The sequence below is a fragment of the Paenibacillus sp. FSL H7-0350 genome (genome assembly GCF_038593195.1).
Lineage (GTDB): Bacteria > Bacillota > Bacilli > Paenibacillales > Paenibacillaceae > Paenibacillus_AQ.
In genome coordinates, this window is sequence record NZ_CP151972.1 from 2065709 (window position 1) to 2080196 (window position 14488).

Annotated in this window: 11 protein-coding genes; 6 read left to right on the forward strand and 5 right to left on the reverse strand. The window is 53.8% G+C overall.

What is annotated here, in order from left to right:
* Window positions 1-19 precede the first annotated feature (19 nt).
* Together NYE24_RS09725 and NYE24_RS09730 are read left to right on the forward strand one after the other, a co-directional pair.
* Window positions 20-928: an AraC family transcriptional regulator gene (locus NYE24_RS09725; RefSeq protein ID WP_342478545.1), complete on the forward strand. Its 909-nt coding sequence runs from the start codon at window positions 20-22 to the stop codon at window positions 926-928.
* 82 nt (window positions 929-1010) lie between these two features.
* Window positions 1011-2756: an ATP-binding cassette domain-containing protein gene (locus NYE24_RS09730; RefSeq protein ID WP_342478546.1), complete on the forward strand. Its 1746-nt coding sequence runs from the start codon at window positions 1011-1013 to the stop codon at window positions 2754-2756.
* Window positions 2757-2876: 120 nt separating this feature from the next.
* On the opposite strand, the gene NYE24_RS09735 is transcribed toward NYE24_RS09730, so the two are convergent.
* The 3 genes from NYE24_RS09735 to NYE24_RS09745 all read right to left on the reverse strand — a co-directional run bounded on the left by NYE24_RS09735 (window position 2877) and on the right by NYE24_RS09745 (window position 8115).
* Window positions 2877-6200: an alpha-mannosidase gene (locus tag NYE24_RS09735; RefSeq protein ID WP_342478547.1), complete on the reverse strand. Its 3324-nt coding sequence runs from the start codon at window positions 6198-6200 to the stop codon at window positions 2877-2879.
* 559 nt (window positions 6201-6759) lie between these two features.
* Complete coding sequence (locus NYE24_RS09740) at window positions 6760-6978, reverse strand: hypothetical protein (RefSeq protein ID WP_143804213.1); 219 nt, start codon at window positions 6976-6978, stop codon at window positions 6760-6762.
* A 96-nt stretch (window positions 6979-7074) separates the two neighbouring features.
* Entirely contained in the window at window positions 7075-8115 is a 1041-nt protein-coding gene (locus tag NYE24_RS09745; RefSeq protein WP_341026038.1) for a LacI family DNA-binding transcriptional regulator, read from the reverse strand.
* Between the two features lie 163 nt (window positions 8116-8278).
* Between NYE24_RS09745 and NYE24_RS09750 the strand changes: the two genes are divergently transcribed.
* Both NYE24_RS09750 and NYE24_RS09755 read left to right on the forward strand, forming a co-directional pair.
* The gene (locus tag NYE24_RS09750; protein WP_076154470.1) at window positions 8279-8914 is read left to right on the forward strand and encodes a TetR family transcriptional regulator; all 636 of its coding nucleotides are present in this window, start codon (window positions 8279-8281) and stop codon (window positions 8912-8914) included.
* A gap of 10 nt (window positions 8915-8924) precedes the next feature.
* Complete coding sequence (locus NYE24_RS09755) at window positions 8925-10199, forward strand: MFS transporter (protein ID WP_342478548.1); 1275 nt, start codon at window positions 8925-8927, stop codon at window positions 10197-10199.
* Between the two features lie 70 nt (window positions 10200-10269).
* Here NYE24_RS09755 and NYE24_RS09760 read toward each other — a convergent pair whose 3' ends face one another.
* Window positions 10270-10785 carry a hypothetical protein gene (locus NYE24_RS09760; protein ID WP_036698579.1) on the reverse strand — a complete coding sequence of 172 codons (516 nt, stop codon included), beginning with the start codon at window positions 10783-10785 and terminating at the stop codon, window positions 10270-10272.
* A gap of 214 nt (window positions 10786-10999) precedes the next feature.
* Between NYE24_RS09760 and NYE24_RS09765 the strand changes: the two genes are divergently transcribed.
* Window positions 11000-12016 (forward strand): ABC transporter substrate-binding protein, encoded by a 1017-nt coding sequence (locus tag NYE24_RS09765; protein WP_342478549.1) that lies wholly within the window; start codon window positions 11000-11002, stop codon window positions 12014-12016.
* A 206-nt stretch (window positions 12017-12222) separates the two neighbouring features.
* Window positions 12223-12429, forward strand: a complete 207-nt coding sequence (locus NYE24_RS09770) for a helix-turn-helix transcriptional regulator (protein WP_036698582.1) — start codon at window positions 12223-12225, stop codon at window positions 12427-12429.
* 673 nt (window positions 12430-13102) lie between these two features.
* Here the strand turns inward: NYE24_RS09770 and NYE24_RS09775 are convergent.
* Complete coding sequence (locus NYE24_RS09775) at window positions 13103-14449, reverse strand: glycoside hydrolase family 30 beta sandwich domain-containing protein (protein WP_342478550.1); 1347 nt, start codon at window positions 14447-14449, stop codon at window positions 13103-13105.
* Window positions 14450-14488 lie beyond the last annotated feature (39 nt).

Consider the following 14488-nt stretch of genomic DNA (forward strand, 5'->3'; position numbering starts at 1 on the left):
CATCTGGAGGAGGGAACTGATGGATTCGGCCAACCATACGCTAAAAGGGGAGTATTTCTTCCGGGGCAATCTCCTGTTATATGTGAACCGCGCTAACGAGGCCTATGATCTTCCACTTCACTCCCATGACTTCATAGAGCTGACCTTCGTAGCCGAGGGCAAAGGATTTCATTATATCGGCCAGAAGGCTCACCCGACCGGCAAGGGCCAGCTGCACTTCATTCCTGTCGGCGTGTCTCATGTCTTCCGTCCGTCATCACCCAGCTCTCTGCGTGAGCCGCTCGTCGTGTACAATTGTTTGTTTAAACCGGAGCTACTGGACCGGCTTGCCTCCGTGATTCAAGACCCGCCGATCGCCTCCTACCTGGAGCAGATCAGAGAACACCGTCTGCATTCCTTCTCCCTGACGGATCTGAATGGTTCCATAGAGAACCTGTTTCTGGCGCTTCACCGTGAGTTTCACCTGCCGCAGAGCGGCTCCGACAGCTATTTGCTGACCCTGTTCATTCAACTTCTGATCAGTATCTACAGGCTGGAGCATGACGAGATTCAGTTTCCGCTGGGCAAGCAGACGCAATTTTTGCAGATTCTGAATTACGTCCACCTGAACTATGTGCAGGAGATTACCCTGACGCATCTGTCACGCAGCTTCGACTGGAGTGAACGGCATCTTCAGCGGCTGTTCAAGGCGCATACCGGGCAGACCTTCTACCGGTACCTGCAGAACGTCCGGATTCAGAAAAGCTGTCTGCTGCTGGTCCAGCAGCCCAAGTCGCCTGTTCACCTCATTGCAGAGCAGGTAGGCTACCGCGATCCGTCAACGTTCAATCTGGTTTTCAAGCGGATCATCGGCACAACACCGGGGATCTACCGACAAACACCGGGAAGGAAACAGATGAAAGCGGTGAACCCGGAGGAACAACTTTAACGTGGAATGATTGATGTTATTAGGAAATAGTGTTAGGCTATCAACGGTAAACTCCATTCCAGCTACACAGAAAGGTAGTCCTATGATTAAAGTTCAACACCTGTCCTTCTCCTTCCCGCAAAAAGAGCTCTACACTGACATTTCGTTTACGCTCGAAGAGGCGCAGCATTGCGCTTTTATCGGAACCAGCGGCAGCGGAAAAAGCACCCTGATCGACATCCTGATGGACCGGGACAGATATTTGTTCGACGGCAGCATTGAGATGGAGCCTGATTGCAGCATCGGGTATGTCAGCCAGTTCGCCAAGCCGGACCTGTCTGCCGACACCACCGTGTTTGAATATATAGCCGGACCCTTCCTTAAGCTACAGGAGGAAATACAGCTCATCTGCACAGAGATGGAGACCTCGGCGGATATTGAGCCGCTGCTGGAGAAGTATCAACTGGCTCTGGACGCTTTTGAGGCCTTGGGCGGAGATGATTACGAGAGCCTCATTCACAAAAAGCTGAATCTGGCAGACCTCATGAAGCGCAGGGATCTTAAGGTATCCGAGCTGAGCGGCGGGGAATTCAAGCTCGTTCAGGTCATGAAGGAAATGCTGAACCGTCCTGACTTCCTGATTATGGATGAACCGGATGTATTCCTGGACTTCGAGAACCTCAATGCGCTCCGGCAGCTGATTAACTCCCATAAGGGAATTCTGCTGGTGGTTACGCACAACCGTTATCTGCTTAACCATTGTTTTAATAAGATTATTCATCTGGAAAATAAGGAGCTTCAAGAGTTTGACGGCCGGTATCTGGAATACAACCTCTCCCTGCTTCAGACCAAAATAGAGCTGCAGGAGCTGGCCCTTGCCGAACAGGAAGAGATTGAGCGCAACGAGAACATCATCGACAACCTCCGGGCGATCGCCACGTATAATTCAGAAGCCTCCAGAGGGAGAGCACTGAAAGCGAGAGTAAGGTTCCAGGAAAGACTGGAAGCCCGCAGAATCAAAGCGCCGTTCGTGGACATTAAGCAGCCGCAGATTCATTTGGGGATGGTGCATGAGCTGCAGGACGCCGATGCTCCTGTTGTGACAGTTCAAGAGTACCGGGCGGCCTTCGATGAGCTGCTGCTGGACAAGGTTAGCTTCGAGATGAATGCTGGTGATAAAGTCGCCCTGATCGGTCCGAACGGTACCGGCAAAACAACCCTGCTGCGCGATATCGCGCGGGGCCAGCACGACTCTATAACTCTGAGCCCGGAGGCTACGGTAGCTTATCTGTCCCAGCTTCAAGGTGAAGTGCTGACGGATGCGAGCACCCTGCTCGAAGAATTCATCGAGGCCGGAATGGCTACGTATGATGAGATCCGTTCCCATCTGGCAGGCTACGGCTTTGAAGGCGAGATCGTGAACCAGAGAATAGAATCCCTGTCCGGCGGCGAAAAAAATCTGCTCCAACTGGCCAAAGTGTCTGCCCTGAAGGCCAATGTCCTGCTGCTCGATGAGCCGACCAGCCATCTGGACACCTACACGCAAATCGCTCTGGACCAAGCCATCCAGGAGTACAAGGGCGCGATTCTTATGATCTCGCATGACTTCTATTCCGTGGTTAACGGGATGGACTATGTACTGATTATTGACGATAAAACGGTCCGCAAGATGACGATCAAGAAATTCAAGAAGATGATCTATGCCCGGCATTTCGATAAAGATTATCTGGAGCTGGAGCAGAAGAAGAAAGCAGCCGAAACCCGGGTAGAACTGGCGCTGAAGGATAACAATTTCGAGCTTGCCAAAAGTCTGGTTGCTGAGCTGGAAGAACTGATTAAGCTGATGTAAGTGTACAGGAACAGTATTAATAAAAAGGCCGCCAATTCCGGCAGGGTGTGTGAAAACTCCCCCTGCCGGAATGACGGTCTTTTAGATGTGCATTAACCTGCCTGGGCGGGCAGATCCGGCTTAAGCATTAGGAAAAGCTACATGAACCGTATGGATCTCATAAGGCTTGAAATCAAGCCTTATAGCGGGTCCATCCACCGTCTCAGCCTCCAGAGGCCGCTCCATCAGATCGCGCAGCTGCCAGGAGGAGACCGCATAATCGCTGCTGACATTCGCCGTGCAGCGTGTTCCGGTGAACTCATGCAGCCGGACAATACAGCCGCTGCCGTCTTCCGCCAGCTTCACGGCATCGATCGCAATGTTCGGGGCATCGCAGGTGATCAGGGATTTGCCGGCTCCGGCGGTGTAGGCGCCTTCCACGGCCAGAAGCGGCTGGTTCAGCGCCCACGCTTCCTGTACCGTGCCCGCAGCCACCCAATCCCCTTCATGCGGAAGCAGGGCATACGTAAAGCTGTGCTCGCCCTGATCCGCCAGCCGGTCCGGGCTGGTTGCCGATTTGATCAGCGACAGCCGCATCGTATGATCCTTGATGTCATAGCCGTATTTGCAGTCGTTCAGCAGGCTGACCCCGTAGCCCCGCTCCGACAGATCGGCCCACTGATGACCCACGCTCTCGAATCGCGCATAATCCCAGCTTGTATTCCAGTGAGTCGGCCGCTTCACATTGCCGAACTGGATATCATAGGTCGCTTCCGTAGCCCGCACAGCCACAGGGAAGGCCGCCTTCAGCAGCTGCTGCTGCTCATGCCAGTCTACATAGGTCTCGAAATCAATCCGCGCGCTTCCGGCATAGACCTTAACCTTCTGGACAATGGTGGAATCCATGTAGCTCCAGACGAATTCCAGCACCGCCTGAAGTGGCCCACACTCGGTCAGCTTGACAGAGCGCAGATCGCTGATGATCCGCATCTTCTCCTGGTAGAACAGATCGATATCCCAGGCATCGAACATCTTGGGCTTATCCTCGAAGACCTGCAGCACATTGCCGCATTCGCCCGTTGCCAGCACCTCACGTTCTGCGCTGCGGTCGAAGATCCGGCTGAGCTGTCCAGATGCATTCCACTCCAGAATATAATAAGGAGTGGTTAGTGTGGAATCCTGCCAGCGGAAAGGAACGGTGGGTTCTGGCTGAGCGGCTTCGGAACCGCCAGGCTCAGCGGCAACAATCACTGCACTGCCCATCGCCGGAACCGCCGCCGTCTCCACCAGCCACTGCCCGCCGGAGCGCTGGGCAGTCAGCCGGTTACCTTCGGCATCTGTCCAGACAGCATTCTCGGCATCATGTGGCACGGTTGCAAGCCGGGGAGCGGTGTAGAATGCGCTGTTAAAGAGCGTATATTCTGTCTGCACCGGAGTTTTCGCCGGTGGGAGGTCAGCTTGCGCCGCAGGCGGGAGAGCGTCATGTGCCGCAAGCGAACCCTCGGCAGACGCCGGAGGAAGGCCGACATGCACGGCAGAAGAATCCTCGGCAGGGACAGATGCGAGACCGGATTGCGCCGCAGATGAATCCTCAGCAGGCGCAGGAGTTAAGCCGACGAGTCCCTCCACAGCCGCCGCCCGCGCCGCCAGGCCAAGCTGCTCTGCTTCGGCATATTCCACCCGGGAATCCTGATACACCTCATGAATCGAGGAGCCGGGAATAATATCGTGGAACTGATTACGCAGAATGATCTGCCAGCCTTCGAGGAGCGAGCCCGCCGGATACTGGCTGAATCCGCCGCTCTCCGCCGCCCAGAGCATCTGCAGCCATTCCGCTTCACGGTATAGAAGCTCTAGTTTGCGGTTCATTTTTTTATTATAAGCTTGGCTTGTATAGGTTCCCCGGTGGTACTCCAGGTATAGCTCCCCATCCCAGGTATGCACATACTCCTCCGTAGCATCTATCGTCTCATGAAGCCGCTCGAAGTATTCCGCTGCCCGGCCCGTCTTCACCTGCGGAAGACCTGGCATCGTATCCAGCCGCCGCCGCATCTCCAGCATCTCGCGGTTGACACCGCCGCCCCCGTCTCCGTAACCATAGGACAACAGCAGCTCACGGTTCAGGTTCTTGTCCCGGTACTGTTCCCAAATTCCCTGCACAGAGAACGGCTCGATCAGACCGTTATAAGTGTAATACCAAGCACCCGATTCCGGGCCCTCCGGCGTCGTGATGAAGTGGGTCAGCACTTCGCTGCCGTCAATCCCTCTCCACTGGAACGTATCATGCGGCATCCGGTTGTACTGGCTCCAGCTGATCTTGGTGGTCATGAAGGTATCAATCCCTGACTTGCGCAGAATCTGCGGCAGCGCCCAGCTATACCCGAACACATCCGGCAACCATAAGTATTTGCAATCCACCCCGAACTCTTCTCGGAAAAACTTGGTCCCGTACAAAATCTGCCGCACCAGCGACTCGCCGCTCGTCAGATTACAATCCGCTTCCAGCCACATTGCCCCTCCGGCTTCCCAGCGGCCCTCTTCCACACGCTCCTTAATCTCCTGATAGATCTCCGGGTAGTCCTGCTTGATATACGCATAGAGCTGAGGCTGCGTCTGCAAAAAAATGTACTCCGGGAACTGCTTCATCAGCCGCAGTACGGTAGAGAAGGAACGGGCTGCTTTCTCCCGGGTGTGGGTAAGCCGCCATAACCAGGCCACATCGATATGTGTATGGCCGATGGCGGTCACCGTTACCGGATGCTCCTGCTCCATTCGGGCGAGCGCCTCTTGAAGCAGCGCTTCCGCCTCCTGGACTGAAGCATAGAATGCGGCGCTTCCGGGTCTGGACCAGTCCAGCAGGTTGAAGGCCTTGTTCAAGGCGGTTAGCAGCTCATGTTTCTGAATCTGGCTGTCTTGTAGCTGCTTGATCGTACCCAGCGCAGCCCGGCCGGTATAATAGAGATTGTCAGTGGACTCATCCAGATAGGCCAGCTCCGCCCGCATGATCTTGTGCTCCTGAGGGATCAGCTGACCGTCACCGTTCAGTCCCGACCATAAGCGGAACGTGAGCTCCAGCTCCCGGCCGGCCGCGCCGTCTTCCAGGAATACCTCCTGATGGTTGGAGTCCACCCCCTGATAAGGCTTCCCGTCCAGGTACAGCAGCGATTCGAACCCGCCGTTATTGCCTCCGCCGGTGCGCCCAAAATCGAACAACCCGACAACACGTTTTCCCTGCCATTCGGCAGGTACGGTTACCTTGCGGTGCAGCCACAGATAGGCATCATAGCCGGTCCAATGCTCCCCGGTCCGCAGCTTCCTGTCTCCGTCAAGTACGGGCGGATAAGCACCGTTGGCCCCCTCCAGATCCTCAGTAACCTGCCATTCCTCAAGTGTAATCCCCTCACGGTACCTGTAACTCTCCAGCTCTCTCAACCGCGCACCAAGCTTCTCTTCTGTCCAGAACATAATCGTTCTCCTCCTTAGTTATAACACGTGTTATTAAGCGGGCAAAAAGTGGGGGGGAGCGGGCTGAGATCAGGGGCACTTATGCTCCTCATTCGCTCATCTGGCTCACTTTCAGCAAATTCAGGGGCACTTGTGCTCCTCATTCGCTCACCTAGCCCACTTTCAGCAAATTCAGGGGCACTTGTGCTCCTCATTCGCTCACCTAGCCCACTTTCAGCAAATTCAGGGGCACTTGTGCTCCTCATTCGCTCATCTGGCTCACTTTCAGCAAATTCAGGGGCACTTGTGCTCCTCATTCGCTCGTCTAGCCAACTTTCGGCAAATTCAGGGGCACTTGTGCTCCTCATTCGCTCATCTGGCTCACTTTCAGCAAATTCAGGGGCACTTGTGCTCCTCATTCGCTCACCTAGCCAACTTTCGGCAAATTCAGGTGCACTTGTGCTCCTCATTCGCTCACCTGGCTCACTTTCAGCAAATTCAGGTGCATTTGTGCTCCTCATTCGCTCATCTGGCTCACTTTCAGCAAATTCAGGGGCACTTGTGCTCCTCATTCGCTCACCTAGCCCATCTCCACTAGCTCATCTAGTTTACTTCCAGTCAACTTAGAGGGATTTATCCCTCTTATTCCAGCGTCTAGCCTACTTCCAGTCAATTCAAGGGGATTTATCCCTCTCATTCCCGCATCCAGCCTACTTTCAGCGAACTCAAAGGGATTTATCCCTCTCACTCCCGCTTCCAGCCCACTTTCAGCCGACTCAGAGGGATTTATCCCTCTCATTCCTGCCTCCAGCCCACCCGGCGCACTCCACGCCACCAACCGGACTATCTCCAATACCTCCAGCAGCTAACACTTTAGTTTTACTTGCACCACCATTTATGCGCTTTCCCCCGCCTTCAACACGGCCGGGAGCCAGATTTTCTCGGCCTGCCCTGCTGCACTCCCTCCGCTCATCTGCGCGAGCAGGCAGCGTACGGCCTCTTCCCCCATACTCACATAGGGGATCTCTACGCAGCTTAAGGAGGGCAGGCTGAGCCGGTCGCCTTGAATCGTGTTGTCTGCTGCCATAATACGCAGGTCTTCGCCGATCCGCAGGCCCAGCTTATGAGCAGCCCGATACAGATCGGGGATCGCGCTCGACCAGTTAACCAGGAGCGGCGCAGACGGCTGACCGCTGACCGCCGCAAGCCTCTGGAGACAATCAGCCCACTCGCCGCCATGCTCCTCCAAACGAATGATTACCGGCTCCATCCCACGCGATGTACACCAGCTTGTGTAGGCCTCCCGGCGGTTCCGTTCCGCCCAGTTATCCGTGTCAAGCGCATGATATACCTCGGCGTAGACCGGCCCCGGCTGCTGTGCCGTGCCTTTCCGCATCAAATAATTCATTGCGGTCTCCACACTGCCTGAATAATCAGCCAGTACAGAACATACACCCGGCACTTCCGCATACCCTTCCACGGAGACGTAGGGGACTCCGGCAGCGCTGACAAGGGACGCCCACTCCTCATCCTTGTAGCTGGTGTGGTCCAGGGTGACTATCCCGTCAATCTTCCGCTGGTGATACAATTCTAGCAGCTCGGCCCTGCCGCCCGCATTCCCCTTGGGGCGCGGAGAACAGAGCAGGATGTGATACCCGCCCAGCTCACACTCCCGCTGCATCCCTTCCAGCAGCCGGATGAACAGCGGATGGCGCGTATCCCCATAAGCGGCAAGTGTCATGCTTCTTCCCGTCTTCATGCTGCGTGCTCCAGCATCCACATGATAATTCAGCTCACGGATGGCTTCCAGCACAGCCTCACGCGTATCGGCTCCAACACCAATGCCAGGCGTATCATTAAGCACCGCAGAGACTACGCTGCGGGACACGCCCGCCCGTTTAGCTACATCGAAGCTGGTCACTCTTTTTTTACTCATACTTTTCAGCACCTCAAGGGAAGTATAACACGTGTTATAAAAACCTGTATAGCTTCTTATAGCTAATTATTGATATCTGAGTCAAACTACCGCTTGAAAAATGACAACCGTGTCATTATAATAAAAATGACGCACGTGTCATTATAAACAAGGAGGAATCCGAATGTCACCGAGAATCTCCGATCAGCAGAAGGAAGAAAGGCGCTCCAAAATCCTGAATGCTGCGAAGCTGGTGTTCACCGCCAAAGGCTATGAAGCCGCTACCTTCAAGGATATCCTGGATGAAACCGGGATGAGCCGCGGCTGGATCTATCTGTATTTTCAAACCAAGGCGGAAATCTTCGAGGCGCTGCTGGATCAGCAGGACATAGAGCATGAGGCTTACCTGGAAGAACTGGCAGCTAGACAACCTATGATCTGGAATGTTATCCGGCAGATGTATGCCGATCAGCAGGCTGACCTAATGCAGATGCCGGGCGGAAGCTTTCTGCCGGCCTTCTATGAGTATTTTCTTGGCGGCTCAAGGGATAAGCAGCGGCGAAGCCTCCTGTTGAAACGCTACGAGACAGGTCTTTCTCGCTTAGAAGCACTGCTTCGCACAGGAGTGGAACGCGGGGAATTCAGCCCTGTGCTGCCACTCGACCAGATTGCAAGAATTACAGCTTCTTATCAGGAAGGGATAGCAACGCATACCCTGGCTGTAGGAGCCGAGCTTGCCCATACGGAATTGCAGATCGAAGCGCTGCTAGATTATCTGAAGCAGCTGCTGAACCCCGGGCCCCGTCCGGCTCTGGAATAGGAGGCAACTTATGTCTGCGCTTTTTCGCAACCCTGTCTTCACCAGGCTGTTCTTGGCCAACTTTGCTTCCCAGCTCGGAACAGTGGTCGGAAATATGGCCTTTGCCTACTATCTGGTCGATCACTTCAGTACCCGTCCGGCGCTGGCGGCAACTGCTGAACTGATGTATTCTCTGCCTACCCTGGCCGTGTTCTGGCTGGTAGGGGTTATCGCCGATCTGCTTGACCGCGCCCGTATCGCTGTATACAGCGATTGGATCAGGGCGGGATTAACTCTGCTGCTCCTCGTTGCCTTACATTTCGAGCTGTTGACCTTATGCTTCCTGTTGCTCTTCCTGCGCAGTGCCGTAGCGAAGTTCTTCGGTCCTGCCGAGATGGGATTGCTGCAGGGTAGCATCGGCCAGGAGCAATATGTGCAGGCTGTTGGCCTGAACCAGATGATTATGGGACTGTTCATGCTGTTCGGCATGAGCCTTGGCGCATTCGCCTACCGCTTCCTTGGAATTGAGGGTGCCATTCTAATCGACGGCATCAGCTTCCTCCTCTCCGGACTGCTCATTCTAAGCTGCCGGTTCCATGAGGATGTACGGATGCCCGGCGGTCACCACGCTCTGAGGGATATCCGTTTTCCCCGGCTCATCGGGGATTTCCTGGAAGGTCTTCGTTATATCCTCAGTCACAGGCTGCTCCTGACGCTCATCTCCGGCTTCCTGTTCTTCGGGATCGTCAATGGGGTGTTTGCGGTTCTCCCTATTTTTACAATGAAATACAAGCTCAGTCCCGGTTCCTACATGCTTCATGCCTCTCTCATTAATCTGTGCCTGGGCATCGGGTATCTGGCCGGAAGCCTGGCAGCCTCCCCGCTGATCCGCCGGTTCACACGGAGCCGGGTGCTGATCACCGGACTGCTGCTGTCCAGCCTGCTCATTGTTGCGCTGGGCTCGGCGAATAGCGTCTGGGTCTATCTTCCGCTCGTTCTCATAGAAGGCTTCTGCATTGCTCCTGTGAATATCGCTATCGGCAGCTGGCTGCCGGAGCTGGTCATCCCGAGGAATATGGGGCGTGTTAATGCTCTAATTGAGCCCATTATGATGCTCGGCCATTCGCTGGCGCTTGGGCTGGTTGCCTTTGCTTTTCCGGCTATTGTATCCATCACTTGGCTGCACTATCTTCTGGCGGTATGTACGCTGCTGGTTAGTGTATATTACGCTTTCGCTCTGCCGCCGCTGGTCCACAGACTTTCCTTAAATAAGGGTGACAATTCGGCGGCTGAGCGTGCTAGCTAGAACATGTATTTCTGAGCAAAAAGCCCCGCAGTCCATAATCAACGTCACTCATGGCTACGGGGCAACTTATTCATTTCTGCAGTTCCTGGTCCTTTTGCTTCAGCAGGTCGGCGTACTCTTCCTTGTACTGTTCCAGCTTCTGCTTGAGCTCGGCATTGCCGGGACTCGTTTTCAACAGGCTGCTGGTGGTCAGGATGTTAGTAACCACGGTATCGATTTTGTCGTCAATAATATCAATTTTACTCTTGGCCGCAGTTATGGCAGGATCAGGGGGGCTAACCGGCACAGGACCAACCAGCGAGCTTCTCTCGTCAGACAAAGGAGGAGCCGCCCGCCCTTTATCGTCCAGACTGATCGTTTTACCCTTCACTGTCACTTGGAATCCGGCCAGTTCGCCGATGGCGCGCACGGGCGCATAGCTCTTGCCGTCAATAACAATAGCCGGATCGGCCAGCTTCTTCCCATACACATTTATCGTATACTCCGCCTGAATGGCCTTTCCTACCAGTGTTGCAGAAGCGCCCAGCGCCTGCGCACCCACCATCAGTATCGCTCCGGCAATGACTCCGGCAGCAATCTTTTTCATAAGAAATTCACTCCCTGTATAAGACTATGACTATTATTCTATCATTTTATTGCGTCGGGTGCTTCTCATCAGCAGAAAACAGCCTTCAGTTATTTTTCCAAATGAGCTAAAAGCAGCTTAAGGATTGACAACGCAGCTATTCGTCTCTATCATAATTAAGTGATAATGATTATCATAATCATTAAAATACATACTCTCTTAAGGAGCATTGCACATGCCAAGCCTCAAAAAATTAGTACTCCCGTTAACACTGCTTCTCTTCACCTTGATCCTGGCTTCCTGCGGCAAGCCAGATAATACAACTACTGCGTCAGTTCCTACAGCCGCCGCCACAAGTCAGGCAACCACAGCGCCTGAGGCCAGCAAGGCGGCTGTCACGGGAGCCGCTGCTGCAACACGGATGTATACCGATTACAAGAAACGGGAGGTTGAAATTCCAACCCAGCCCCAGAAGATTGTGTATGTAGGCAGTAATCCGGGTGACTTGCTTGCACTAGGCATTAAGCCTGCAGGTGCTTCGCTAAGCGTCATCGGTACTCAGGTGGCTTACCCCGATCTGCTCGAAGGGATTGAGGACATCGGTTATCCGTTCTCTGCTGAGAAGATTCTGGCCTTATCCCCGGACCTGATTATCTTCGACGATTGGGACGAGACCGGGATTGAAGCGTTAAGTAAAATCGCGCCAACCGTGGTGGTGGGCCTTGACGGCACCTTCCCGACGGAGGAGCGTGTCCGGCAACTCGCTGACTTGTTCGGCCGCACGGAAGCTGCGGACCGCTGGTTCAATGATTATAAGACGAAGGTTGCCTCCGTGAAGAAGCAGCTCAACCTGACCGAAGGCGATACAGCCACCTCCCTGCTTGTGCTTGGCTCGGAGCTGTACATTATGGGCAGTAAAGGTCTGAACGAAACGTTGTACGGACAACTTGGCTTCAAGCCGGCAGAAGGCGTACAGAAGCTTGTCGATGCCGACGAACGGTTCGTAACCATATCCGACGAGGTGCTGCCACAGTATATCGGAAAGCATATGTTCCTCCTTACCGACACCAGCAGCAAAACAGTTGCGAGACAGAACGCACTTATGGACAGCGGTTTATGGAAAGCGATTCCTGCCGTTAAGGAAGGCCGTGTATACACCTTCGACAGCAAATATAACTTCGATGACCCGATTACCCTAGACCGGCTGCTGGATGAGATCGTTGAGATTTTTGGCAGCAAGGGTGCTAAGTAAGCTTATCAGACAAACTCGTACGACTAATTCTCTGCACCAAAAAAAGGGATGTTCCGCAGCCATTTCAATGGCTACAGCGAAACATCCCTTTATCTTTGTCGACAGGTTTAGTAGGAGGAACATCATCCTTTTATTGACAAAATGTAACGGGTTGATTACACTAATAATGTAACTGGTTGATTACATTAAGAAAGGAGTCCGTTACATTGATCCGAAATCGCATTAAGGTGTTGAGAGCTGAACGAAACTGGACACAAGCCGATCTGGCAGAGCAGGTCGGAATTTCCCGGCAAGCCGTAATATCCATTGAGAAATATAAATATACCCCATCGCTGGAGCTGGCTTTCAATATAGCGAAGGCGTTCAATGTATCCATTGATCAAGTATTTATACCAGGGGAGGAAGAAGAATGATTTACCAAATCGTAATGATTATAGTAATAGTGTTTGTAGTGGTATGCACTATTTCCCTACAACTCTTCAAGGCTGTAAAAATAACGAAATATAAAAATGATGAACGGTGGAAATTGGTCCAGAGTAAGGCCAATAATGCAGCAATGCACTACAATAACTTACTCAATCTGGTAGTTTGTATCGGATTAATTGTCACCCTATTCACCGACATTCAATTTACAATGTCTATTAGCAATTTACTAACCTATTTACTGCTTATACTCTTTATGCGGGATGCTATCGAACTAGCAGCCTTAAGATATTTTGATAAAAGATTATAGAGTTGGCAGGCCCCTTCCGGGCAACTCCACAGCGTTCGGCATTAACCATGCGCAACATGGATACGCTACATTTATTATGTTCAGTTTTTCACATGCATTTGGCCCACGTACCCCAGTGTGCTCATTGTAATCGGTTTTCCGATTACATTCGGTCCACATGCCCCGCGACAGCGCATTGTAATCGGTTTTCCGATTACAATTGGCCCGCGTACCCATGCAGCGCCGAATGTGTTCGCTTTTCCGCATACATTCCGCCCATGTACCATCGCACTACTCCTCGTCAAAAAGACTTAGGCTGCCCGGGAAAATCCCGGCAGCCTAAGTCTTCGTCCAGCCTATATTTCCACTCCCTCTTACCTGCCCGCCCTCACTGAAACCGCACCCTTCGCAGCGATATCAAAGGTCAGTAATTCTTTCCCCTCCAGCCGCACAGCCACGGTCTCCGGCGTCTCCCCGTCGTTGAACAGGACGACTGCGATGGACCCGTCGCGGTTGCGGAAGGCTACGGAGCGCACCGGTTCATGGCTGGCGACAGATTCTAGGCGCACTGCCCCCGGGCGGATTACTTTACTGAAATGTGCCAGTGCATAGTAGTCCAGGGTATAAGTCAGCTCCCGGGTCTGCTGGTTGACCGTCACTACCCCGCGGCAGGTGCTCTCGCCGAAGCCGGGCACCGTAGGGCCGTTCTGCTCATCCAAGGCCATATTCCATAGCACGAATGACTTGCTGTGATTCCGCAGAATCTCAATTCCCGTGCGCATCACATTGGAGAAGGCCTCCTCGAACGGAGGAATCCATTCCCCGCCGGAGCCTTCGGTGAAATGGACCTCATGATCCGGGTAAGCCGACAGCACCTCCGACTGCGCGGACGCCGCACCGCCATACCAGTGCCAGGCTACGCCGTCGACATCTGCTGCGGCTTCCTCCAGCACAGACAGCGGATAATCCGGCCGGTCCCAGTTATGGTCGTAGCAGAAGATTTTGGCGGCCAGCCCGTGCTGCCGGAAGGCAGGCTTCAGATAGTCGCGGATGAACTCCCGCTGCTCCTCCGGCAGCATCAGCATACTGGGATAATGCTGCGGCTCATAGAGCGGCTCGTTCTGCACAGTAACAGCATAGATAGGTAAGCCATGAGCGGCATAGGCCTGAATATAGCGGACAAAATAATCCGCATAGACTCCGTAATACTCCGGCTTCAGCCGCCCGGCGATCATCGAGCCGCTAGTCTTCATCCATCCCGGCGCACTCCAGGGGGAGGCCATCAGCTTCAGCTCAGGATTCAGCCTCCATGCCTCCTGCACCAGAGGAATGATGTCCGCTTCATCGTGGGCGATGGAGAATCCGGCTAACTCCGGATCGCTCCCGCCTTCAGGCAGGTCGTTATAACTATAGACCGTTCTTGCATAATCCGAGGCCCCCATGGGATTCCGCAGGAAGGACAGGCCGATGCCCTCCTGCGGATCGAACAGCTTCTGCATAACCTCTGTCCGCTGCCCGGCGTCAAGCACCTGATGAATCAGGTAGGCGGACGAATCAGTGAAGGAAGCCCCGAAGCCATCCATCTCCTGATAGGTCTTACTTGCATCAATGTCTACAGTAACCGTAACTCTGCCAGCAGGAGCCTGCGGCAACGCCGCAGCAGGCTGCTTCACGAACAGGCTGTTCTCCCCGCTGGACCGGTATATGATAATTTCACGCATATTCTTTCCCTCCATCCTGTTACTTAAGCGGGCCTTCCC